The 22,112-nt window shown below is 62.6% G+C and carries 20 protein-coding genes and 1 pseudogene; 11 read left to right on the top strand and 10 right to left on the bottom strand.

Annotated elements, in window-relative coordinates; genetic code table 11:
* Window positions 1-18: 18 nt before the first annotated feature.
* Together scpA and X760_RS50815 are read right to left on the bottom strand one after the other, a co-directional pair.
* Window positions 19-2,142 carry a methylmalonyl-CoA mutase gene (scpA, locus tag X760_RS50820; protein WP_023718424.1) on the bottom strand — a complete coding sequence of 708 codons (2,124 nt, stop codon included), beginning with the start codon at window positions 2,140-2,142 and terminating at the stop codon, window positions 19-21.
* A complete protein-coding gene (locus X760_RS50815) occupies window positions 2,139-3,581 on the bottom strand; it encodes a methylmalonyl-CoA mutase subunit beta (protein WP_023718423.1) in 1,443 nt (480 codons plus the stop codon). The genes scpA and X760_RS50815 overlap by 4 nt, the downstream gene beginning before the upstream one ends.
* A 276-nt stretch (window positions 3,582-3,857) precedes the next feature.
* Between X760_RS50815 and X760_RS50810 the strand changes: the two genes are divergently transcribed.
* The gene (locus tag X760_RS50810) at window positions 3,858-5,390 is read left to right on the top strand and encodes a helicase HerA-like C-terminal domain-containing protein (protein ID WP_023718421.1); all 1,533 of its coding nucleotides are present in this window, start codon (window positions 3,858-3,860) and stop codon (window positions 5,388-5,390) included.
* 608 nt (window positions 5,391-5,998) lie between these two features.
* Here the strand turns inward: X760_RS50810 and X760_RS50805 are convergent.
* Window positions 5,999-6,580, bottom strand: a complete 582-nt coding sequence (locus X760_RS50805; protein ID WP_023718420.1) for a dienelactone hydrolase family protein — start codon at window positions 6,578-6,580, stop codon at window positions 5,999-6,001.
* Window positions 6,581-7,134: 554 nt separating this feature from the next.
* On the opposite strand from X760_RS50805, the gene X760_RS50800 reads away from it, so the two are divergent.
* Window positions 7,135-7,941, top strand: coding sequence for an alpha/beta hydrolase (locus X760_RS50800; RefSeq protein WP_023718418.1), 807 nt, complete (start codon window positions 7,135-7,137; stop codon window positions 7,939-7,941).
* Window positions 7,942-8,076: 135 nt separating this feature from the next.
* Entirely contained in the window at window positions 8,077-8,280 is a 204-nt protein-coding gene (locus X760_RS50795) for a hypothetical protein (RefSeq protein ID WP_023718417.1), read from the top strand.
* A gap of 95 nt (window positions 8,281-8,375) precedes the next feature.
* On the opposite strand, the gene X760_RS50790 is transcribed toward X760_RS50795, so the two are convergent.
* Window positions 8,376-9,200: a L,D-transpeptidase gene (locus X760_RS50790; protein WP_023718416.1), complete on the bottom strand. Its 825-nt coding sequence runs from the start codon at window positions 9,198-9,200 to the stop codon at window positions 8,376-8,378.
* A 174-nt stretch (window positions 9,201-9,374) separates the two neighbouring features.
* Window positions 9,375-10,037 carry a haloacid dehalogenase type II gene (locus X760_RS50785; protein ID WP_023718415.1) on the bottom strand — a complete coding sequence of 221 codons (663 nt, stop codon included), beginning with the start codon at window positions 10,035-10,037 and terminating at the stop codon, window positions 9,375-9,377.
* 151 nt (window positions 10,038-10,188) lie between these two features.
* Between X760_RS50785 and X760_RS50780 the strand changes: the two genes are divergently transcribed.
* The 4 genes from X760_RS50780 (at window position 10,189) to X760_RS50765 (ending at window position 13,350) form a co-directional block, all read left to right on the top strand.
* Complete coding sequence (locus X760_RS50780; RefSeq protein ID WP_023718414.1) at window positions 10,189-11,067, top strand: branched-chain amino acid aminotransferase; 879 nt, start codon at window positions 10,189-10,191, stop codon at window positions 11,065-11,067.
* 108 nt (window positions 11,068-11,175) lie between these two features.
* The gene (locus X760_RS50775) at window positions 11,176-11,772 is read left to right on the top strand and encodes a superoxide dismutase (protein ID WP_023718413.1); all 597 of its coding nucleotides are present in this window, start codon (window positions 11,176-11,178) and stop codon (window positions 11,770-11,772) included.
* Between the two features lie 174 nt (window positions 11,773-11,946).
* Window positions 11,947-12,390 carry a cytochrome c gene (locus X760_RS50770; protein WP_023718412.1) on the top strand — a complete coding sequence of 148 codons (444 nt, stop codon included), beginning with the start codon at window positions 11,947-11,949 and terminating at the stop codon, window positions 12,388-12,390.
* Window positions 12,391-12,399: 9 nt separating this feature from the next.
* Window positions 12,400-13,350 carry a cytochrome c gene (locus tag X760_RS50765; RefSeq protein ID WP_023718411.1) on the top strand — a complete coding sequence of 317 codons (951 nt, stop codon included), beginning with the start codon at window positions 12,400-12,402 and terminating at the stop codon, window positions 13,348-13,350.
* A 12-nt stretch (window positions 13,351-13,362) separates the two neighbouring features.
* Here X760_RS50765 and X760_RS50760 read toward each other — a convergent pair whose 3' ends face one another.
* The 3 genes and pseudogenes from X760_RS50760 to X760_RS50750 all read right to left on the bottom strand — a co-directional run bounded on the left by X760_RS50760 (window position 13,363) and on the right by X760_RS50750 (window position 16,705).
* Window positions 13,363-13,746, bottom strand: coding sequence for an SET domain-containing protein-lysine N-methyltransferase (locus tag X760_RS50760; protein ID WP_023718410.1), 384 nt, complete (start codon window positions 13,744-13,746; stop codon window positions 13,363-13,365).
* A 142-nt stretch (window positions 13,747-13,888) separates the two neighbouring features.
* Window positions 13,889-14,514 (bottom strand): annotated as a pseudogene (locus X760_RS50755) (LysE family translocator).
* Between the two features lie 79 nt (window positions 14,515-14,593).
* On the bottom strand, window positions 14,594-16,705 hold the full coding sequence (locus tag X760_RS50750; protein ID WP_023718409.1) for a S9 family peptidase: 2,112 nt from the start codon (window positions 16,703-16,705) through the stop codon (window positions 14,594-14,596).
* 115 nt (window positions 16,706-16,820) lie between these two features.
* Here X760_RS50750 and X760_RS50745 point away from each other — a divergent pair, with 115 nt between their 5' ends.
* Window positions 16,821-17,192: a hypothetical protein gene (locus tag X760_RS50745; protein WP_023718408.1), complete on the top strand. Its 372-nt coding sequence runs from the start codon at window positions 16,821-16,823 to the stop codon at window positions 17,190-17,192.
* 413 nt (window positions 17,193-17,605) lie between these two features.
* A complete protein-coding gene (locus X760_RS50740) occupies window positions 17,606-18,031 on the top strand; it encodes a MucR family transcriptional regulator (protein WP_023677844.1) in 426 nt (141 codons plus the stop codon).
* A gap of 113 nt (window positions 18,032-18,144) precedes the next feature.
* Here the strand turns inward: X760_RS50740 and X760_RS50735 are convergent, their stop codons facing one another.
* Window positions 18,145-18,573, bottom strand: a complete 429-nt coding sequence (locus X760_RS50735; RefSeq protein ID WP_023718407.1) for a SufE family protein — start codon at window positions 18,571-18,573, stop codon at window positions 18,145-18,147.
* A gap of 113 nt (window positions 18,574-18,686) precedes the next feature.
* Window positions 18,687-19,055 carry a DUF5330 domain-containing protein gene (locus tag X760_RS50730; protein ID WP_023718406.1) on the bottom strand — a complete coding sequence of 123 codons (369 nt, stop codon included), beginning with the start codon at window positions 19,053-19,055 and terminating at the stop codon, window positions 18,687-18,689.
* Between the two features lie 518 nt (window positions 19,056-19,573).
* Here X760_RS50730 and X760_RS50725 point away from each other — a divergent pair.
* Entirely contained in the window at window positions 19,574-21,319 is a 1,746-nt protein-coding gene (locus X760_RS50725; RefSeq protein ID WP_023718405.1) for an ATP-binding protein, read from the top strand.
* The gene (locus tag X760_RS50720; protein ID WP_023718404.1) at window positions 21,294-22,061 is read left to right on the top strand and encodes a peptidoglycan-binding protein; all 768 of its coding nucleotides are present in this window, start codon (window positions 21,294-21,296) and stop codon (window positions 22,059-22,061) included. Before X760_RS50725 ends, X760_RS50720 begins: the two co-directional genes overlap by 26 nt.
* The last annotated feature ends 51 nt before the right edge of the window (window positions 22,062-22,112 follow it).

The raw sequence follows: 22,112 nt of genomic DNA, 5'->3' as shown, positions 1-22,112 counted from the left end.
GGGCATTATAACAAAGCGTCAGCCCGCCTGCAGCAGCCGGTCCATCAGCCGCTCCGCCGCTTCCGGGATGACCGTGCCGGGCGGGAAGATCTCCGCTGCGCCTGCCTGCCGGACTGCATCGTAATCCTTCGGTGGAATGACGCCGCCGGCGACGATCAGCATGTCGTCGCGGCCGAGCTTCTTCAGCGCCTGTTTGAGTTCGGGAATGAGCGTCAAATGGCCTGCCGCCAACGACGAGGCGCCGACGATGTGCACGTCATGCTCGACCGCCAGCTTGGCGATCTCGTCCGGCGTCTGGAACATCGGCCCAACGGTGACGTCGAAGCCGAGATCGGCAAAGGCGGTGGCGATCACTTTCTGGCCGCGATCATGGCCGTCTTGCCCCATCTTGGCGACCAGAATACGCGGCTTGCCGCCGGACTTCTCCTCGAACGCTACGACCTTGTCCTGCAACCGGTCGACCACCGGATTGTCGCCAAGCGCGTTGCGATAGACGCCGGAGATCGTCTGCACCGAGGCGACATGGCGGCCGAAGACCTTTTCCAGCGCCAGCGAAATCTCGCCGACCGTGGCATTGGCGCGCGCCGCCCGGATGGCGAATTCCAGCAGGTTTTCGTTACTCCCGGCAGCACGGGTCAGCGCATCGAGCGCGCTCTCGACGGCGGCGACGTCACGCGTGCCTTTCAGCCGCTGCAGCTTCGACAATTGCCGCGCCCTGACTTCCGCGTTGTCGATCCTCAGCACGTCGACTTCGATGTCCGTGCCGGGACGGTGGGCATTGACGCCGACCACGATCTGTTCGCCGGAATCGATGCGCGCCTGGGTGCGCGCGGCAGCCTCTTCGATGCGCAGCTTCGGTAGGCCCTTTTCGATCGCCGCGGCCATGCCCCCGAGGCTCTCGACCTCCTCGATATGGGCAAGCGCGCGCGCCGCCAGATCATGCGTCAGCCGCTCGACATAGGCAGAGCCGCCCCACGGGTCGATGCTCCGGGTCGTGCCGGATTCCTTCTGCAGGATGAGCTGTGTGTTGCGGGCGATGCGGGCCGAATGATCGGTCGGCAGCGCCATTGCCTCGTCGAAGGAATTGGTGTGCAGCGACTGCGTGTGGCCTTGAGTCGCCGCCATCGCCTCTATCATGGTGCGGATGATGTTGTTGTAGGGGTCCTGCGCCGTCAGCGACCAGCCCGAAGTCTGGCAATGGGTGCGCAGCGACAGCGAGCGCTCGTCCTTCGGCGAAAAGTTCTTCAGCATCAGGCTGGCCCACAAAAGGCGCGCTGCTCTCAGCTTCGCGACTTCCATGAAGAAATTCATGCCGATCGCCCAGAAAAACGAGAGGCGCGGCGCGAAACGGTCGATGTCGAGGCCGGCCGCGACGCCGGCGCGGGCATATTCGATACCGTCGGCAATCGTGTAGGCGAGCTCGAGGTCCGCCGTCGCTCCCGCCTCCTGCATGTGGTAGCCGGAGATCGAGATCGAATTGAACTTCGGCATATGCGTCGACGTGTAGGAAAAAATGTCCGACACGATCCGCATCGAAGGTTTGGGCGGATAGATGTAGGTGTTGCGCACCATGAACTCTTTCAGGATGTCGTTCTGAATGGTCCCAGTGAGGTCCTTCTGCGCGACGCCCTGTTCCTCCGCCGCCACGATATAGAGCGCCATGATCGGCAGCACCGCGCCGTTCATCGTCATCGATACCGTCATCTCGTTAAGCGGGATGCCCTCGAACAGCTGGCGCATGTCGAGAATGGAATCGATGGCGACGCCGGCCATTCCGACATCGCCGGCGACGCGCGGATGGTCGCTGTCGTAGCCGCGATGCGTGGCGAGATCGAAGGCGACCGACAGGCCTTTCTGGCCGGCGGCAAGGTTGCGCCGGTAGAAGGCGTTGGACTCTTCGGCCGTCGAGAAGCCGGCATATTGCCGGATCGTCCAGGGTTGCTGGACATACATCGTCGGATAGGGGCCGCGCATGAAGGGCGGCAGGCCCGGATAGGTATCGAGATGCGGCAAGCCCTTGAGATCGCCCTGGTTGTAGAGATGCTTGACGGCGATGCCTTCCGGCGTCATCCGCTGGCCTTTGACGTCGACCGGCGCCCGCCGTGGCGGCGACCAGCCGATCTGGCTGAAATCGGGGATCATGGTACGGCTCCGATCGACTGATCGATGCGGATCGGAAACAGCGGCTCGCACACCGCAACGCCTTCGGTGAAGGCTGGCCGCCGCTCCGCCGCCAGCGTCTCGACCGGACGCTCGGTTTTCGACGGGTGCAGCGTCGTGCCGACGATCGCCCGTTCGCCCGCCTGGTAGGCAGCGTTGCGGCGGGCGGAAGCTGCCTGCACGCGTCTCTGGACGTGGCCTTGTTCGAGGCTGGTCAGCACGCCGCCTTCCGCCTCGATCTGCTGGAACTCCTGCCAGGCCGCCGCGCAGAGCTCCGCAGTCAGGGTTTCGACGGCGCCCGAACCGCAAGCCGGATCGGCGACGTGGTCGATGTGGCTTTCATTGGCCATGATCAGTTGCGCGTTGCGGGCAACGCGGCGTGCAAAACCCGCGGGCAGGCCGTGCGCGATGGTATGCGGCAGGATGGCGATCGAATCCGCCCCGCCGGCGGCAGCGGCAAAAGCGGCGATGGTGGTGCGCAGGATGTTGGTTTCCGGGTCGGCCGCCGTCATCATCCTGAAGGAGGTTTCGGCATGGATGCTGGCGGTGGAGGGCGGTATCGAGCAGGCCTCCTGGACACGCGCCCACAGTCTCCGCAACGCCCTGACCTTGGCCGTCGACACGAACTGGTCCTGGTCGACGCTGAGCGCAAAACCGATATGCGGCGCCGCATAGACAAGCGGCTGGCGCGCCTTCTCGAACAGCCTCAAATAGGAGACTGCCGAGGCGAGCATCGTGCCAAGCTCCTGCGCCTCGGTTGCGCCGGCATTGTGGAACACCCGCCCGTCGGCTTCCAGCAGCACGCCGGGCACCCCCATCGAAAAGAAATGCGCCAGCGACTGCGGCATCGATGCCTGCAAAGCTTCGATCGACATGCGCAGCCTGCCGGTCCCGGCAAATATCGCCGCCGGATCGATGCCGAAGGAGAGGTTGAGCTTTGCCGGGTCGGAGCGGCGCTTGGTCAAGAACGCCACCAGCCAGTCGGCCACGGCGCGGCTCCAGGGATGGGCATCGATGCGGATCTGGATGCGGTTGAGCGGCACGCCGTCGAGCACGCCCTCCAGCGCCTCGGCCGTCCTCGGCAAGCCATAGCCGAAGGCGTTCGGCGCGCCTTCGAAGACAAGCGACAGTCCGGTAGCACCCTGCGCGACGTCTTCCAGCGCCTGTGCCCTGGCGCGGACTATGTCCGGATCGTCGATACGCTGGCTGACAATCCACGGTGATCCCGGGTTGGCGCGCACGACAGGCTCGGCGGTGACCGAACGCTCGTAGAGCGGCTCGATGCGGATGGCGTCGTCCGTATGCGAGACGAGCTTTTCCTCGAAGGAACCGCCGGCCAGCGCTTTCTCCGCCAGCGCCAGCCATCGTTGCCGGTCGGCGTTCGGAAGGTCGGCATCATGGGTCAAGGCACCGGCGCCCATCCGTTCTCCTCGTTCTAGTGGCCGTGTCAGCCTACTATGTCAGTCTACGGTCCCCGGTCCCATATCACAATGCAGCACACATGCCGTGCAACTCGCCTTCCGTGACGGTGACCGTCAACCGATTGCCAAACATGGGCAGGTTCCGCAAGCTCCAAAAGCCATTTTCGACGATGCCCATTGTCGCTGCGCAATGGCCTCACTATACCTGCGGCGGGCCTCCGTTTTCTTCAAGGGGATCAGGGCATTCAACCCTATAGGTTTGCGGAGACCGGACACATGGCCGACGACACCAGTATCTTCATGGGAGCCAGCCGCAAGCCGGACGACAGCTATCAGCGGCCGGAACGGCTTTTGCTGCAATATGGCAATCGTCACGGCCTGGTCACCGGCGCGACCGGCACCGGCAAGACGGTGACCCTGCAGATATTGGCCGAGGGTTTCTCCAATGCCGGCGTGCCGGTATTCTGCGCCGACATCAAGGGCGATCTGTCGGGTATCGCCATGATGGGCACAGCGCAGGATTTTCTGGTCAAGCGGGCCGAGCAGGTCAAGCTCGATCCCTATGAGTTCCAGGAATTTCCGGTCATCTTCTGGGATCTGTTCGGCGAGCAGGGTCACCCGATCCGCGCCACCATCTCGGAGATGGGGCCGCTGCTTCTGTCGCGGCTGATGAACCTCTCCGAGGCGCAGGAAGGCATTATGAACATCGCCTTCCGCATCGCCGACGAGGAAGGCCTTTTGCTGCTCGACTTGAAGGACCTGCAGTCACTGCTTGCCAACATCGCCGACCGCGCCGAAGAGATCGGCGCCCGCTACGGCAATGTGACGAAACCTTCGGTCGGCGCGATCCAGCGCACGCTGCTGGTCCTGGAGCAGCAGGGCGCTGCCAATTTCTTCGGCGAGCCGGCATTGCGGATCGCCGACATCATGCGCACCACGCGCGATGGACGCGGCGCCATCAGCGTGCTCGCCGCCGACAAACTGATGATGAATCCGCGGCTCTATGCGACGTTCCTTCTGTGGCTGATGTCGGAACTGTTCGAGGAACTGCCCGAGGTCGGCGACCCGGACAAGCCGAAGCTGGTCTTCTTCTTCGACGAGGCGCATCTTCTGTTCGACGACGCGCCGAAGGTGCTGATCGACCGCGTCGAACAGGTGGTCCGGCTGATCCGTTCGAAGGGCGTCGGCGTTTATTTCGTCACGCAAAATCCGCTGGATATCCCTGAAACGGTGCTGGCGCAGTTGGGCAACCGCGTGCAGCACGCACTGCGTGCCTATACGCCGCGCGAACAGAAGGCCGTCAAGACGGCGGCCGAGACGTTCAGGCCCAATCCCGATTTCGACTGTGCAACCGTGATCACGCAACTCGGCACCGGCGAGGCACTCGTCTCCACGCTGGAAGCCAAGGGCGTGCCGTCCATGGTACAGCGCACGCTGATCCGCCCGCCATCCTCGCGGCTTGGCCCGATCACGCCCGAAGAGCGCCGCAAGCTGATCACTGAGAGCCCGGTTTCGGGACAGTACGACCAGACCGTCGATCGCGAATCGGCTTTCGAGATGCTGCAAAAAAAGGCCAAGGACGCCCAGGAGGCACAAGCGCAGCAGCAGGAGAGCGGCCGTTCGCGCTGGACCATTCCCGGCTTCGGCAATGACGATCCCCAGCCAGCTGGCGGCCGCCGCGCGCCGCGGCCTTCCAACCGCCAGACGGTGGCGGAGGCGGCGATCAAATCCGTGGTGCGCTCGGTCGGCTCGTCGGTCGGACGGGCGATCGTGCGGGGTATTCTGGGGAGTTTGGCCAGGGGGCGGTGAGGGAGCATCGGGCCACCGAGTTTGACAAATGCTGTCTTGGCATCAAGCGCCAGTAGCCAGATCTGGAGGACAGCGGGCGGCGGCTATGCTCCCGTCTATTTGGCGGATAAGGTAAAGAGCCTCCGGGATGCGCCCGAGACTTGGGAGTGAACATGCCACCCCGCCTGCTCGCTCTAGTGTCCGCCTCTGGGATGCGGCTACCGCCCCTTCAGCGACCGACATGCGGGCATTGCAGCCTGCGGCCTTTGGGCCGATTGCGGACAGGCCGCCTTAGGCTGGGATACACGAGAGCCGACATTCAGGTCGTCGCGAACATCGTCGTGACCTGACCCTGACCCGCCCTTCATCAGCATATTACGCTGCCTGATAGCTGACATTCACGGCAACCAGCACCGAGACCCCAAAGCAGCCACTTGCTCGAGTAAATGCCTTGGCAGATCTTGTGGAGGATTACAGATGCCGGCCTTCTTTGGGAGGTGCCGTGCGCCGGGGCCGGCGTCCGGAAGCCCTCCAGGGAACGAACCCGCGGGTGGTGATCGCGGTTTCGACCCTATGGGAGATTTGACGAGAGCTGCCATTGCTCCTCAATAAGGCCCTCGCCGACATGGTTAGACACGGTCCAAGAACTCGAGCACCCGCCGCGTGAGCAGCGCGCTGGCAGCCGCCTCGTACGACGGGAGCGAGCTGTCGGCGAAGTAGTGCTGGTCGCCGGGATAGAGGAACAGCTCCGCGTCCTCGACCTTCTCCACGATCTCGCGAGCGGCGTCGATGTCGCCCTCGCCGACGAAGATCAGGTCGTTATCCATACCGTGGATCTGGACCGGGACGCCGTCCGGCCAGGGTCCGAAGGCCCACTCGCCGCTAATCGGCAGACAGGAGTGGAAGAGCAGGGCTCCGCAGGCACCGGGTCGTGTCTGTGTGAGCTTCTGCGCCGGCAGCACGCCGAACGAGAATCCGGCGTAAACGAGCTCGGGGGTCAGTTCGCCGGCGACGCGGACGCCGCGCTCCCGCATGTCGTCGAACCCGATCTCACCGATGTAGGCGAGACCCTCGTCAATACTCTGGAATGTGCGTCCGTCGAACAGGTCCGGCGTATGCACGGTGTGCCCGGCTGCCCGCAGGTCGTCAGCGAACGCGCGCACGCCGGGAGTCAACCCTTGTGCGTGGTGGAACAGCAGGACCTCGGCCATGGGAGCCTCCAGGTGGGACGTGGATTGCGGCGATAATTGCGAATCGCTTCGCAGAACTGCAAGCGATTTCGCTGTGCATCGAAGAACTTCCAAATGATGACAAGCCTCGGCGCATCGTCTTTCCCGGCGTGACGACGCGGGGGCCGATCTACACCAACAGATAGGCGGCGACGAAAATGCTTCCGGCGCCCACGTCCGCCAGACGGACGCACCGCGGCGGTAGTGTCTTGGTTCGAATTTCCGCCAAGGTCGACTCCGGCCGATGCGCGAAAGGCAGCTTGAAGGAGCGCCATGAAAGTCGCTTTAAGCGCGTCCGTTCGTTCAAGAACCCTAAGCTACCGAACGACCGAAATCGACGGCGAAGGACTGGCTGGGGTGGGAATGCGTCATTCCCAGCAGACACACGAATGACGCAAGCGCGCACAGAAGCGGACATTGATCCAGTTAGTCGCTCGGTGTTATGTCGCTTGGGCAACTGGCTCCTGTCAGCGGTTGGTTTGATCTGCATCAGCGGCAGTTTGCAGGCCTTTCTGTTTACTTGGAGTCACATCAGCATGGAATCACACGACGACGACCTCAAGAATTTCGAGGCCCATGGCGCTGCGCCTCTGCCCGTTACGAGCGATCAGGGCTTCGTGGATCACGACGGCGCTCGAATTTGGTACGCGACATACGGGTCCGGCTCTCCCGTGATCCTGCTGCATGGTGGCCTCGGCCATAGCGGTAATTGGGGCTATCAAGTTTCAACGCTGGTCAGCTCTGGCTATCGCGCCGTGCTCATTGATAGCCGCGGCCACGGCCGCAGCACGCGCGATCAGCGGCCTTTTACATATGAGTTGATGGCATCCGACGTGCTCGCCGTGATGGACGCGCTGCAGTTGGAAAAGACGGCCGTTGTGGGCTGGAGCGACGGCGCGTGCATCGCTTTAATCCTCGCAATGAACGCACCCGAGCGGGTTGCCGGTGTATTCTTCTTTGGCTGCAACATGGACCCCAGCGGCACAAAGGAATTCGAGCCCACTCCGACCGTCGACCGGTGTTTCAGACGGCACGCCAAGGACTATGCCGACCAATCGGCCACGCCGGACCAATTCAATGTATTTGTCGAAGCGGTCGGCAAGATGATGAAGAGCGAACCTAACTATTCTGCAGGCGACTTGACCCATGTCCATGTGCCCGTTGCGATCGTGCAAAGCGAGCACGACGAGTTCATCAAGCCCGAACATGCCGCATATCTCGCGCGGAGCATTCCGGCAGCGGAATTGATCATCCTGTCCGGCGTGAGCCACTTCGCACCCCTGCAAAGACCAGAGCAATTCAACGGCGTGATGCGTGCTTTCCTCGGCAAGGTTCTTTCTTGAAGGAAGATGACGCTCGGCGGCGGCTCGCAAGTCCGCTTTCGGGTCACGGCTTGCCGTAGGACTGCTCCGCAGGAGGGGCAGAGAAGGGCCGACTCAAGCCGTAGCGCGAAGGTCAGTTTTGGAGAAGCGCCGGGAATGGCAGCTCCTGGCGCCACCACGACCTCCAGCGCGGTCGCCCGCGACGTCAGCTTTCAGGAAACGGCAAAGCGAATCTATACGGCCGAGATTAGGCGCAAAGCGGTGATCCGAACGCTCGGCCTGCCGAAGACGGATTTGGATCATGAGCTGTCCACCGGCGGCGTCTGCACAGAGCGCGGCAAAATCCGCTGCTCGGCGTAAGGACCGCACCTGAAGGCGGGCGCCGGCACCGGCAAGCCGACGCGCAGCAAAACCAGCAGGAGCGAGGAATATCCCGCCCCCGTGCTTCCGTCAGCTCAGAAGATCGAGTCTGTGATCGCCTTGACCGGGCCGAGCAGGATCGATCCTTCCGGCACGCCGGCGTCGATCGGAATGGCTTTGCGGTTTGCGGTCGCCACCATCGGCTGGCCGATATCGGCCGTCACCACGACCGGGGTCTTGTTCGGCACACGGTCGTAGAGATCGATAATGTCCTGGTTCATCAGGCGAACACAGCCCGACGACACCGACTTGCCGATCGACCGCCATTCCGGCGAACCGTGCAAGCGGTAGAGCGTGTCCTGGTTGCCCTGGAAGAGATAGAGCGCCCGCGCGCCAAGCGGGTTCTTGAGCCCGCCGGGCATGCCGCCATTATCGGCGCTGTACGGCTTCAACTCCGGCTGCCGGGAGATCATTTCATCCGGCGGCGTCCATTTCGGCCATTTCTGCTTCCATTGGACCACGGCATCGCCCGACCATTCGAAGCCGGCGCGGCCGAGGCCGACGCCGTAGCGGATAGCCTGGCCGCCCGGGCGCACCAAGTAGAGGAAGTGATTGGTGGTGTCGACGACGATGGTGCCCGGCTGCTGCCCGGTCGGATCGTCCACGATCTGGCGCAGGAACTGCGGGTCGATTTTGTCGACCGGTATGGCCGGCAGCTCGAAGCCGCCATCAGACATCGGCCCATACATCGTCATATAGTCGCCGAGCGCCGGCTCGACATAGGTCGGCGGCGGTGGCTCGACCGGCTGTTGCGACAGCGTGGTGCAACTGGAGACCGCGACCGAGGCGGCGCCAAGGGCTGCGGCGTTGAGGAAACCGCGACGGCTAAGGCGCAGAGAGGACGATGGAGGTGTGAACATGATTGCCTTTTTTAAGTCTCAAATCGCAACAAAGCATGAATGCGTCCGGTTGTGCGCAGGTGCTCGAGCAATGCTCGGCGCGATAGGCGGTTCCAATTCTGGCCGCAGGGTGGACAAACAAAGGCAAAGCTGTGACTGGATCGCCACTGTTGCGCCGACGCAACATTTCCGGTGTCAAACCGCGGCAACCAGACCTTCAAGGGACGGCAGGATCAGGGCCGGTGGGAAATCCCGGTATTCCTCTGGGTGATTGGCGCGGTTGATCCACACCGTCCGGAAGCCGAATTTGGTGGCGCCGGCAACGTCCCAGCGGTTGGAGGACTGGAAAGAGACAGCGCCTGGATAGAGGCGCCAGCCCGTGGTGACTATGTCGTAGACCGACGGGTCGGTCTTGAAGCGCCTGACGCTGTCGACGGAAAAGACGTCGTCCAGGACCTGGTCGAGCGCGGCGGACTTGACGGCCGCCTCCAGCATTTCAGGCGAACCGTTGGACAGGATCGCCAGCCTTGCCCCCGATGCCTTGAGCGCCTTGAGCACGGCCGGCACCTCCGGATAGCAGTCCAGCCGCCAATAGGCCTCGAGCAACTTCGCCTTCAGCCCGGCATCGGCGGACGGAACCTTGCGCAGGGCGAAATCGAGTGCCTGCTCGGTGAGCTGCCAGAAATCGGCATAGGCCCCCATCAGCGTCCGCACCCAGGAATATTCCAGCTGCTTTGCGCGCCAGATCTCGGACAGCAACTGGCCGTCCGGCCCGATCTGGTCGGCGTGACGGCGCACGGCCGCGTGCACGTCGAACAGCGTGCCATAGGCGTCGAAAACGTAAGCTGCATGGTGCATGCGACAGTTTTGAGGCTGCGCAAGGCAAGGCGCAAGCGCTGATTGCAGTCCGCCAGCCCGCTGGCCTCAACAAATCTCAGCCAAACCGGTTGACGGCGGCCGCCAAAGCATCTTCCAATGCGCCGCAACAAGCATCGAACGGAACCTGGCAATGACACTGGCGACTGCGGCGCAATCCGCGACATGGACCTTCGTCGACGGCGACTGGTATGAGGGCAACGTCGCCATCCTCGGGCCGCGCAGCCATGCCATGTGGCTCGGCACCAGCGTGTTCGACGGCGCCCGTTGGTTCGAGGGCGTCGCTCCCGACCTCGATCGCCATGCAGCAAGGGTGAACGCCTCGGCGATCGCGCTCGGCCTGAAACCGACGATGAGCACCGACAAGATCGTCGGCCTGACCTGGGACGGGCTGAAGAAGTTCGACGGCAACACAGCGGTCTACATCAGGCCGATGTATTGGGCCGAGCATGGCGGCTATATGGGCGTGCCGGCCGACCCGGCCTCGACGCGTTTCTGCCTTTGCCTCTATGAATCGCCGATGATCTCGCCAGCGGGTTTTTCGGTGACGGTGTCGCCGTTCCGCCGCCCGACAATCGAAACCATGCCGACTAACGCCAAGGCCGGCTGCCTTTATCCCAACAACGGCAGGGCCATCCTCGAAGCCAAGATGCGCGGCTTCGACAATGCGCTCGTGCTCGACATGCTGGGCAATGTCGCCGAGACCGGGACCTCGAATATTTTCCTGGTCAAGGACGGCCATGTCCTGACGCCGGCGCCGAACGGCACCTTCCTGTCCGGCATCACTCGCGCGCGCACCATGGCCCTGCTTGGCGAGTACGGTTTCACGACGACGGAAAAGACGCTGTCGATCCGCGATTTCCTGGAGGCGGACGAAATCTTCTCGACCGGAAACCACTCGAAAGTCGTGCCGGTCACCCGTATCGAGGATCGCAATCTGCAGCCCGGGCCGGTGGCCAAGAAGGCGCGCGAACTCTATTGGGAATGGGCGCATTCGACTTCGCCCGGCTGACCCGCTAAAAAGCGGCCCGGCGCTTCGTTTCCGGAGTTGTTCCAGACCAATCCAGTCCTATGTTAGTCCGGTATCGACACCGGATTTTTCCACGAGGGAGTACGACCGATGGCTTTTGAATTGCCCGCCTTGCCCTATGATTACGAGGCTTTGCAGCCTTATATGTCCAAGGAAACGCTGGAATATCATCACGACAAGCACCACAAGGCCTACGTCGACAACGGCAACAAGCTGGCCGCCGAGGCGGGCCTGGGCGATTTGTCGGTCGAAGAGGCCGTCAAACAGTCCTTTGGCAAGAATGCGGGGCTCTTCAACAATGCCGCCCAGCACTACAATCATATCCATTTCTGGAAATGGATGAAGAAGGGCGGCGGCGGCAACAAGCTGCCGGGCGCCTTGCAAAAAGCGGTCGACAGCGATCTTGGCGGCTACGACAAGTTCAAGGCCGACTTCATCGCCGCCGGCACCACCCAGTTCGGTTCGGGCTGGGCCTGGGTCTCGGTCAAGGACGGCAAGCTGGCGATCTCGAAGACGCCGAATGGCGAGAACCCGCTCGTCCATGGCGCGACGCCGATCCTTGGCGTCGATGTCTGGGAACATTCCTACTACATCGATTATCGCAACGCCCGGCCGAAATATCTCGAAGCCTTCGTCGACAGTCTCATCAACTGGGACTATGTGCTCGAACTCTACGAAAAGGCCTGATCCGTTCCAGAAAGCCCCGGCAGAACCGGGGCTTTTCTTTTTCAGCATCAGAACGACAGTTGCAAAAATTTCACGCAAGCGTGAGGCGAAGCGTCGGAATTTTTAAGCCATCCTTGCCGTTTGTCATCGGGGTGGGACCGCACCCTGAATTGCCTTCAACATGGAGCCAAGTGAATGAGAAAGCTTATCCTCGCCATCTCGATGCTCGCCTTCGCCGGTTCGGCGGCATTTGCCGACCCGGTCGCTGACCGGCAGGCCCTGATGAAGGAACGTGGCAAGATCGCCGCCGGCTTGTCGAAAGTGGTCAAGGGCGAGACGCCCTACGACGCAGCTTCGGTGCTGACGGCGTTGCAGGCACTGCAGGCCAATGCCGAGAAATTCCATGCCGGCGTCGACGCGCTGTTCCCGGCGGGCAGCGACATCGGCGACACCACGGCGTCTCCCAAGATCTGGCAGGACATGGCCGGCTTCAAGACGGCTGAAGGCAAGTACCTCGCCGACGTCAAGGCGGCGGTCGCCGCGGCACCTGCGGATGCCGACGCGTTGAAGGCACAGTTCAACACCATCGGCGGCGGCTGCGGCAACTGTCATCAAAGCTACAGGGTGAAAAAAGGCTGATAGCGGGCAATGCCCTTGCTGAAGAAACTCGTCGGCGCCGCCCTCGTTCTGGGCGGCGTCGCCGCGATTGCCGGCTGGTTCCTGTCGGCTCCGGTCAGGCTCGGTGCCGCCACGCTGGCGCAGCTTGGCCCCGGTGACGCTGACAGGGGCAAGCGCATCTTCTACGCTGGCGGCTGCACATCCTGTCATGCCAAGCCTGGCTCGCAAGGCGACGCTCGCCTTCAGCTGGTCGGCGGCCTCGAGCTCAAGACGCCATTCGGCACCTTCGTGCCGCCGAATATCTCGCAGGATACCAAGGACGGCATCGGCGCCTGGTCGGTCGAAGACTTTGCCAACGCCATGCTGAAGGGCGTGTCGCCGTCGGGCGAGCATCTTTATCCAGCATTTCCCTATATTTCATACGCGCGCATGAAGCCGGCCGACATTGCCGATCTCTATGCGTTCCTGAAGACCTTGCCCGCGGTCGCCGGCAAGGCACCCGCCAATTCGCTGGGGTTTCCCTTCAACGTCCGACGCGGCCTTGGTCTGTGGAAATTGCTCTATCTGAGCGACAAGCCGGTCGTTTCCTTTCCCGAAGGCACGCCGCAGCCGGTGCAGGCCGGCCGCTATTTGGTCGAAGGCCCCGGCCATTGCGGCGAATGCCACACGCCGCGGGACCTTACCGGCGGTACCAGGAAGAGCCAGTGGCTGGCAGGCGCCGCGGCCGCGGAAGGCAGCGGCATCGTGCCCAACATCACGTCGGGCGAGGGCGGCATCGCCGACTGGTCGGAAGCCGACATCGCCAACTATCTCGAAACCGGCTTCACGCCGGACTTCGATACGGTCGGCGGCGCGATGGTCGACGTGCAACGGAACATGGCCGTGCTGACCCGGGAGGACCGCGCGGCGATCGCCGCCTATCTGAAAGCCGTGCCGCCGCATCCCAACGGCTATCCGGCGCGCAAGAAGCCGGCGAGCTGACGGGCCGTTGGGTCAGCGGTCGCCGAGGAAGTCGAAGCCGGTTTCGAAGAAGTGATTGTAGTCGCAGGTCATTTCCTCGCCGGGCGCAATGTCGCGCAAGGCATAGGTCTCCTCCGGCTGCGAGACGTCGCAATTCGGGCTGTCGGCATGGTTCATGTAGCGCGCATCGTCGGCTTCGAAGACGATGTAATTCGGGTCGCGCCGGTCCGGATAGGCGTAGCGGTCGAGATAGGTTTTGACCGGCCCGGTTTCCCGCTCGTAGGTCTCCACCTCGATGCGCCGGTCGTATTTCGGGTCGAGCTTCCAGACCAGCGTGCCGCGGGCAATGTGGTTTTTGGCAAAGACGCCGATGCCCTGGATGGGCGATTTGTCGAGATAGACATCGACGAGCAACATGGCAGATCCCTGGGTGATTGTGTGTTGGCGCGGCTGTGAAAAGCCGCGCACTGGGTAGCGCGCGGCCTTTGCAATTGCGAGCGGAAAATCAGCTGTGCCTGCCCATTATCCGAAGCCTCATACGGCGTCGCCTGTCGAGGTCCTAGCGCTGTTGCAGCGCCAGCCGGATGCCCAAGGCGCAATAGATGCCGCCGACAGCCTTGCCTTGCCATCTCAGCACCGTCGGGTTTCGGCGCAGGAATGCACCGAGGCCACCCGCACCCACGGCGAAAACCAGCGTGCTGATGAGGCCCAACAGAACAAAGATCACGCCCAATGTCGCCAGTTGAAGCATCACCGATCCGTTTTCAGGCCGCACGAACTGCGGAAGAAATGCAAGGAAGAAAAGCGCGGTCTTGGGGTTGAGAACCTCGGTCAAACAGCCTGCCGAAATGCTTTGGTAGCGGGGATCGCAAGTGCGCCGGCGGCCGGATAGGCAGGCGTTTTCTCGATGATCGCGCGAATGCCGAGATAAATGAGGTAGGCTGCGCCGATGTACTTCACGATGCTGAAAAGCGCCGCCGACGTGGCAATGATCGCCGAAATGCCGACGATCGCCATGAAGGTGTGAACCACGTCGCCGGCCGCGATCCCCGCGCCGGTCGCGATGCCAACCCTGGTTCCGGAACTGGTGGCCCGCGCCACGGTCAGAAGGGTGGCCGGACCGGGGATGAAGACAAAGCCAAGCACAACCGCGACATACGCAATCAATGTGGCGAGATCGATCATTGGTGGGCGTCTCCGCAACTCTTACCGCGAATGAAAGCCACGTCTCGGAACGGAAGGCAATGACCGCTCTCCCCCGACTTCACGCGGCTGGTTCGGCCTTGCCTGTTACCTTGAGCGCGAAGGCATAGGTGAACGCGATTTCCTCCAGCCTGGAAAACCGGCCGGAGGCGCCGGCGTGGCCTGAATCCATGTTGATCTTGAACAGAACCGGATTCCCCCCTGTCTTGCGGTCGCGCAACCGCGCCACCCATTTGGCCGGCTCCCAATAGGTGACGCGCGGGTCGGTCAGGCCGGCCAGCGCCAGGATCGGTGGATAGTCGAGTGCGGCGACATTGTCGTAGGGCGAGTAGGCGGCGATGGTCCGGTAATCCTCCGCCGAAGGGATCGGGTTGCCCCATTCCGGCCATTCCGGCGGCGTCAGCGGCAAGCTTGCGTCGAGCATGGTGGTGAGCACGTCGACGAAGGGAACCTCGGCGACGATGCCGCCGAAGCATTGCGGCGCCATGTTGGCGACCGCGCCCATCAGCATGCCGCCGGCCGAGCCGCCTTGCGCGACGATGCGGTCATGCTGCGTGTAGCGTTCGGCGACGAGGTGGTGGGCGGCAGCGACAAAATCGGTGAACGTATTCATCTTGTTCGCCCGCTTGCCGTCGTCGTACCAGCCATAGCCCTTGTCCTTGCCGCCGCGGACATGGGCAATCGCGTAGACAAAGCCGCGGTCGACCAGCGAAAACAAATTGGTGTTGAACGCGGCCGGCACCGCTATGCCGTAAGAGCCATAGCCGTAAAGCAGGCAAGGCGCCGATCCGTCGAGCGGCGTGTCGCGGTGGTGGAGGAGCGAGATCGGCACCAGTTCGCCGTCGGCGGCAGGCGCCATCAGCCGGCGCGTGACATAGTGCTCCGGGTCGTGGCCGGACGGCACTTCCTGGGTCTTGAGCAGCACGCGCTCGCGGGTGCGCATGCTGTAATCGAAGACCTGCGCCGGCGTCGTCATCGACGAATAGGAAAAGCGCATGATTTCGGTGTCGTATTCGTAGGAGCCGGACAGGCCGAGCGAGAAGGCTTCCTCGTCGAAGGAGATCAGGTGCTCCTCGCCGCTCGTGCGATCGCGCACGACGATGCGTGGCAGGCCTTCCTTGCGCTCGAGCCGGACCATGTGGTCCTTGAAGCCGATTACCGAAAGGATCAGCCGGCCCGCTTCGTGCGGCACCAGTTCCTGCCAGTTGGCGCGCACCGGATCATCGGCCGGCGCCGTCATGATCTTGAAGTCCTTGGCGCCGTCGGCATTGGTGAGGATGAAGAAGACGTCGCCGCCTTCCTCTAGGTCGTACTGCAAGCCGGTTTCGCGCGCTGCAACCAGCTTCGGCTCTACGAACGGGTCGTTGGCGATCATGATGCGGTATTCCGACGTCTCATGGTCGTTGATTCCGATCATGATCCACTCGTTGGAGCGTGTGCCGCCGACATCCATGAAGAAGCCCGGATCGGTTTCCTCATAGATCAGCCGGTCGTTTTCAGGACCATCGCCAAGCGCATGGAACAGCACTTTGGAGGGACGGTGGTTGGGGTCGAGGCGGGTGTAGAAAAAACCGTCATTACCGGCATCCCACACACCGCCGCCGCCGGTGTCCGGGACCCTGTCCGCCAGATCGTTGCCGCCGGCGAGATCGCGGACGCGCAGCGTGTAGAATTCGGAACCCTTGTCGTCGAAGGCCCAGAGCAGTTTGCGGTGGTCGTCCGAATGATCGACGCCGCCCAGGCGGAAATAGGGCTTGCCCTCGGCCTCGGCATCGCCGTCGAGCAAGATCTGCTTGTCGCCGCCGTCGCGCGAGGTACGGAAATAACGCGGCTGCTGGCCGCCAAGCTTGAAGGAGGAGCCGTAGGCGTAGGGCCCGTCCTTCATCGGCACGGAAGAATCGTCTTCCTTGATACGTCCCTTCATTTCCGCGAAAAGCTGCTTCTGCAGCCGGGCTGTATCGGCCATCAGCGCCGCCTGATAAGCGTTCTCGGCTTCCAGGTGGGCGCGGATCTCGCCGTCGAGCAGGGACGGATCCCTGAACATCTCTTGCCAATTCACGGCCCTCAGCCAGGCATAGTCGTCCGTCCGCGTCATGCCGTGATGCGTGTCGAAGATCGGCCGCTTCTCCGGCTGTGGCGGGGTGGCGGTCGGAAACACTGGAGTTCTGGTCATTGCGTCTCGCTGTGGAAGCTACTTGAATGGCGAATGAACACGCCGATCAGCGCGGGTTCAAGGGCTACGATCTATTGTCGTGGTGGCTCAAGAGGACGGGCTGGAGGAGAGGACAATGAATATTTTTTCTCGGACTGCCGCGGCCCTCGCCGTCGCTGCGATGACCCTGGCCAATGCCGGTCAATCTCATGCAACTGCCTTTGCGGCTTGGCAAGTGGCCAATGTGCCGTTCGGCGACACGCTCAATGTGCGCAAATATCCTTCAGGAACTTCGCAGAAGCAGGCCGCCTATCCCAACGGGACGGTTCTGCAGATGACCGGCAAATGCACCGGTGGGATAAACCTGCTCGACATGACCAGCCAAACCTACTGGCAGCAGAAACAGAAGATCCGCCATCGCTGGTGCGAAGTCTGGCACGATCCGGCACAGAGCGGCCAGTTCGTCACCGGCTGGGTCTACGGAAAATACATCACCCCGTTTCAGTGACGCAGCACGCCGCTCCGGCCGACGGCTCACGAGCAACAGTAACCCTTCGCAACCTATGATTTTACTGAATCCGCCGATCGGCCAGGCTGTAATGCTGCCGGCAGGATCAAGCATTGAGCTCTATTTACCTGCTGCCGTCTGTGTAATGGCTGCTTGCCGCGGCGTCAGTCGATGCTGGTCTGACCAGAAAAAACGGCAAAGTTACACTCTGCACGAAAGAGTGAAGCTGAATATGAAAGATTTGACTTGTATCGCTGAATAGAGCGCAAGAAGCGAATTGACTTACTTGACGCTCAGGCCCATTAAGATGCCGCGACGCGAATCGCGGAGGCTTTTTCCTGCACAAGTTCGCGCGATGCCCAACTATCGAAACGGGCGCAAACAGAAACAATTCTCGTTGGGGCCTGAACGCCATGGATATTACCGAAACACCTTCCAGAAACAGTGACGCGCTGATCGAGCTCACCGCCGATGTGGTGGCCGCCTATGTCAGCAACAATCCCGTGCCGGTCGGCGAATTGCCGAACCTCATCGCCGATGTCCATGCCGCTCTCGGGCGCGTCGGCGGGGCCGCCGAGCAGCCGCCTGCCGACAAGCAGAAGCCGGCGGTAAATCCGAAGCGTTCGGTGCATGACGACTACATCATCTGTCTCGAAGACGGCAAGAAGTTCAAGTCGCTCAAGCGTCACTTGATGACCCACTATGATCTGACGCCCGACCAGTATCGCGAAAAGTGGAACCTGGACCCGAGCTATCCGATGGTTGCGCCCAATTATGCGGCCGCCCGTTCGCAGCTCGCCAAGAAGATGGGTCTCGGTCGCAAGCGCAAGGGACGCTGACAAGCGGCTCTTCCGGTTTGACACTCAAGCGGCGCCTTCGGGCGCCGTTTTGTATTGTGGGGAGACCAAGCTCGGGCCGCCAGTTCTTCATACTGCCGGTAATTGCCGTCCGGTCAGGCGGTCTGCTTCAGCGCCGCCTCGGCGTCACGCTTGATACGCTTGACCATCGAGCGAAGACCATTGGCGCGCTGCGGCGACAGGTGCTCGTCAAGTCCGAGTGCCTTTAGCGTTGCCTCTGCGTCGGTCCTCTGGATTTCGCTGGCGGGCCGTCCCGAAAACAGCGCCAGCATGATGGCAACCAGGCCGCGCACGATATGGGCGTCGGAATCGCCCTTGAAGGTGATAACGGGATTGGCACCCTCGCCTTGCTCGGTGGTCAGCCAGACCTGGCTGACGCAGCCGGGCACCTTGTTGGCTTGTATGCGTTGCTCGTCGGGAAATGGCGGCAGCGCTTCACCCAGTTCAATCACATACCGATAGCGGTCTTCCCACTCGTCGAGCAGGGAAAAGTCGTCGCGGATGGTCTGGATCGTCGTGGTCATTTCCCCGGATATAGTCATCCGGCGCGGCCGCGTCACGGAAAAAGAGGAGAAACGCCGCAGGCGCCGAGAGCGGGGCGCCCTGCGGTTTAGCGATGGATTCGGCCGAAACAGTCTCAGTTCTTTGCCGGCAAGTGCACTTTCGCCGGCAAATCGACTTTCGCCGGCAAGACGATTTCCTCGGGCACGCTGCCGGTGGTCGTCACCGTATCGGGTTCAGCGGCCTTGTCGTCCAGCATGGCGGCCGCGATCTTGGCGGTCTCCTTTGCCCGGGCGGTGATGGTGTGCATTGCCGATTTGCCGGTCTCGCAGACGTCCGGCTTGCGCTCGCAGATGCCGGCGATGTCGCCGACGGCTTCGCGCGCGGCAAACAGCGCCTGGAGCGGCCCGACGCTTTCGCGGCCCGCATCATCGGAGCCGACACCCAGCGGCAGCGCCAGAAGCACCAGCGAAAACCAGAAAGCAGCTCTTATCAGAAAGCCCATCTGTCTGTCCTTTATGACGGTCATGCATCCGAACCGCACGACCCCTGTACGGCGATATTGGCACGGACGCGCAAAGGACGGCTTGTCCCGAAAGCAACAGTTTTCCTCAAAGTTTAGGCAGATTCGAAACGAAGCGTTTTGAAATTCATTTGCCTCGAACGACTTAGATTTTATTCAGCAAAGGGTAACCATCCAACCTGTTGTTTTTCCTGCTCGTTTTTTGACCCGGCGACAGTTTGATGCCCTCGGCCCAAGTCCAGGCGCGGGCGGTCCGGATAACGCTCCGTTTACTATGGCGGCAATTGCCCCGGTTTTTCGCCGCCGGTATCCCGATATTTGCAGCCGGCCGGGGGACGATCGGCCCAGCCTTATCCATTCCTTAAACGCTGGATGCGAGTTTCGGATCGACAAAAGCCACCTGCAAAGCAGGGCCGTTCACGACCGGGTGCGTTGAGTTGAGTGCGATCAAGGCCAGATACGCCGAGTTGCCGGGCGCGATAGCCGCCGGTTGCGAACGGATGGTTCATCCGTCCGTCCTCGGCCAGGACGACCGCCGCCGCCACAGCCGGTTCATTGGCGTCATGCTGGCGGCTCCGTTCTTCAGCGCAGGTGCAGCGGTGACGCTGGTCACGTCGGGCATGGGCGCGGCCGTGACTGTGGCTGCGATCTTTGCCGCGTTCGGCCTTTGCTGGTTCGCCGCCCTGCTGGTGGCTGCATCGGGTAAGATCACCCTGGCCGGCCAACTAGCCTTGGTCGTGAGCAGTGTTGCCCTGGGTGCCCTTGTCGCTGCCGCCGGCGGTGTGGCCTCGCCGGTTGCCGTGCTTGCGGTGGCGCTGCCGTTTGAAGCCTGGTGGATCGGCCAGTCGCGCCGTGCCGTGATCTGGGGCGCCATATCGGCCCTTGTCGCAGTCTTGCTGCAGCCTTTCGCCGGTTCCGTCTTGCCGCTCGGCCAGACCGAAATCGCCGCATGGCACTGGCTGGTACCACTGGCCTGGGCGCTCACGCTCTTTCCGCGTGTCGCTCCACTTCGTGGCGCCGCCAACGCACAGCTCGATCCTGCCGGCAGCGACCGGCTCGAAGACCTGATCGACGCTGTCGTGCTGCGAATAGCGGCGCATGGCGAGGTTCTGGACGCCTCGACCAAGGCGCGCACCATGCTGAGGCTGCCGCCGGAGTTGCTTTTCGGCGCCGGGCTTTTCGATCGCATCCATCTGTCCGACCGCGTCCCGTATCTCAGCGCGCTGGCCGATATGCGCGATGGCGCTCTGTCGCGCCGGCTCGACCTTCGCGTCCGGCTGCCGCAGAACAGCGGCGTGACGGCCGACAATTACCGGCCGTTCTCGCTCGAGATGATGCGCGCGCCGGGGCAGGAGACTGTCTTCACGCTCGTTCTGCGCGAGAATGATGAACTGGCCGGACTGCGCCAGGAGCTTGCCGCCGCCAATGAAGCGGCTGCCTCGGCCGAGGTGGCGAAAGGACGCTTCCTTGCCGTCGTCAGCCACGAGCTGCGCACCCCGCTCAATGCCATCATCGGTTTTTCGGACATGCTGCTGCACGAGATGTTCGGCACCTTCAAGGATCCGCGCCAGAAGGAATATGTCGGCTTGGTACGGGATTCGGGCCAGCACCTGCTTGCCGTCGTCACCTCGATACTCGACGTATCGCGGATCGAATCGGGCGCCTATGCGACCGAACCGGAACCGTTCCGCTTCCGCGAAGCGGTCGAGATGTGCCAGTCGATGATGCGCCTGCAAGCCGAGGCAAAAGCCATTGATCTGCAGGCCCAGATCGCGCCGGACGCAGGTGAAATAAATGCCGACCGTCGCGCCGTGCAGCAGATCCTGATCAATCTCGTCTCCAACGCGATCAAGTTCACGCCCGAAGGCGGCAACGTCGTCATCGGCGCCAAGCGGATCGGCTCGCGGCTGCATTTCTGGGTCCGGGACACCGGCATTGGCATCGCCGAGGAAGATTTTGCCAATCTCGGCAAGCCGTTCATGCAGATACAGAACGACTATACCCGCCGGTTCGAAGGCACCGGGCTCGGGCTTTCGCTGGTGAAGGGGCTGGTGGCGCTGCACGACGGCACCATGTCGATCGAAAGCATGCCGGGCGAGGGCACCACGGTAACGATCAGCCTTCCCGTGAACGGCCCGACGGGCCACTCGGCGGAGAAGACCGGCGTGGTGCCGATGTCCGCGGCCAAAGCCAGAGCGGACGGTGGCAAAGGGGAGAGCAATGGGTCGCTCCGCAAAACAGCCTAAGGCGGTCAAACGCCGCGGCAATGCCTTCGAGCACGGAGCGATGGCTCTGGGCAGCCTGATCTCGCGCAATCCAGTTGTGGTCGGCGGCTCCACCGCATTCCTGGTGACGCTGTTCTACGTCTCGGCGAACGCTCTTTGGTACCAGCCCTTTCCGCACGCCGGCGCGTTTTTCGTCACCAGGAGCATCGAGCGCTTTCCCCGGGCGGACAGCGACGAGCCCGAAACCACCATCAACATCGTGCGTCCGGCGGCTGCGCCGATCAAGAGCGACCCGGTCGTCGAGCAGGTCCAGGGCATATTGAAGGATCTCGATTTCTATTCCGGCACCGTCGACGGCATTCCCGGACCGAATACGCGCAAGGCCATCCAGGCCTATCAGCAGAAGGTCGGATTGAATGCCTCCGGCGAGATCGACAGCATTCTGCTGGATCAACTGGGTGCCACGCCGACGACCGCGGCCGTGGTGCCGCATCCCGTGCCGCGGCCGGTCGAAACGGCCGCTGTTCCAGCCGCCATTCCAGCGTCCGCACCGGCAAATGCGGCGGCACCTGATCCCCGCATCGTCAAGATCCAGGCCGGACTGAAAGCTTTCGGCAATGACGACATGCAATTGGACGGCGTCGTCGGCGCACGCACCAAGGCCGCGATCAAGGAATTCCAGGCGCTTTTCGGCCTGCCCGAGACCGGCGAGCCCGACGAGATCGTCTACGTCAAGATGCGCGAGATCGGCCTGACCAACTGAGGGTCGTGACGGCCGCACGCCGGTCGCTCGGCAAAGATCGGTTACAGTCTT

Origin of the sequence: Mesorhizobium sp. LSHC420B00 (genome assembly GCF_000503055.1) — a bacterium.
In the GTDB taxonomy this organism is placed as follows: Bacteria; Pseudomonadota; Alphaproteobacteria; order Rhizobiales; family Rhizobiaceae; genus Mesorhizobium.
This window is presented reverse-complemented; position numbering and strand designations above follow the sequence as displayed.

Bases quoted from the DNA above. Each gene is read 5' to 3' on its own strand.
- X760_RS50805 (WP_023718420.1), bottom strand. From the start codon at position 6,580: ATGGCCGAGGTCCTGCTGTTCCACCACGCACAAGGGTTGACTCCCGGC.
- X760_RS50735 (WP_023718407.1), bottom strand. From the start codon at position 18,573: ATGACCACGACGATCCAGACCATCCGCGACGACTTTTCCCTGCTCGAC.
- X760_RS50745 (WP_023718408.1), top strand. From the start codon at position 16,821: ATGAATATTTTTTCTCGGACTGCCGCGGCCCTCGCCGTCGCTGCGATG.
- X760_RS50765 (WP_023718411.1), top strand. From the start codon at position 12,400: ATGCCCTTGCTGAAGAAACTCGTCGGCGCCGCCCTCGTTCTGGGCGGC.
- X760_RS50760 (WP_023718410.1), bottom strand. From the start codon at position 13,746: ATGTTGCTCGTCGATGTCTATCTCGACAAATCGCCCATCCAGGGCATC.
- X760_RS50740 (WP_023677844.1), top strand. From the start codon at position 17,606: ATGGATATTACCGAAACACCTTCCAGAAACAGTGACGCGCTGATCGAG.
- X760_RS50790 (WP_023718416.1), bottom strand. From the start codon at position 9,200: ATGTTCACACCTCCATCGTCCTCTCTGCGCCTTAGCCGTCGCGGTTTC.
- X760_RS50800 (WP_023718418.1), top strand. From the start codon at position 7,135: ATGGAATCACACGACGACGACCTCAAGAATTTCGAGGCCCATGGCGCT.
- X760_RS50770 (WP_023718412.1), top strand. From the start codon at position 11,947: ATGAGAAAGCTTATCCTCGCCATCTCGATGCTCGCCTTCGCCGGTTCG.
- X760_RS50720 (WP_023718404.1), top strand. From the start codon at position 21,294: ATGGGTCGCTCCGCAAAACAGCCTAAGGCGGTCAAACGCCGCGGCAAT.
- X760_RS50750 (WP_023718409.1), bottom strand. From the start codon at position 16,705: ATGACCAGAACTCCAGTGTTTCCGACCGCCACCCCGCCACAGCCGGAG.
- X760_RS50780 (WP_023718414.1), top strand. From the start codon at position 10,189: ATGACACTGGCGACTGCGGCGCAATCCGCGACATGGACCTTCGTCGAC.
- X760_RS50730 (WP_023718406.1), bottom strand. From the start codon at position 19,055: ATGGGCTTTCTGATAAGAGCTGCTTTCTGGTTTTCGCTGGTGCTTCTG.
- X760_RS50810 (WP_023718421.1), top strand. From the start codon at position 3,858: ATGGCCGACGACACCAGTATCTTCATGGGAGCCAGCCGCAAGCCGGAC.
- X760_RS50775 (WP_023718413.1), top strand. From the start codon at position 11,176: ATGGCTTTTGAATTGCCCGCCTTGCCCTATGATTACGAGGCTTTGCAG.
- X760_RS50815 (WP_023718423.1), bottom strand. From the start codon at position 3,581: ATGGGCGCCGGTGCCTTGACCCATGATGCCGACCTTCCGAACGCCGAC.
- X760_RS50785 (WP_023718415.1), bottom strand. From the start codon at position 10,037: ATGCACCATGCAGCTTACGTTTTCGACGCCTATGGCACGCTGTTCGAC.
- scpA (WP_023718424.1), bottom strand. From the start codon at position 2,142: ATGATCCCCGATTTCAGCCAGATCGGCTGGTCGCCGCCACGGCGGGCG.
- X760_RS50795 (WP_023718417.1), top strand. From the start codon at position 8,077: ATGGCAGCTCCTGGCGCCACCACGACCTCCAGCGCGGTCGCCCGCGAC.
- X760_RS50725 (WP_023718405.1), top strand. From the start codon at position 19,574: ATGGTTCATCCGTCCGTCCTCGGCCAGGACGACCGCCGCCGCCACAGC.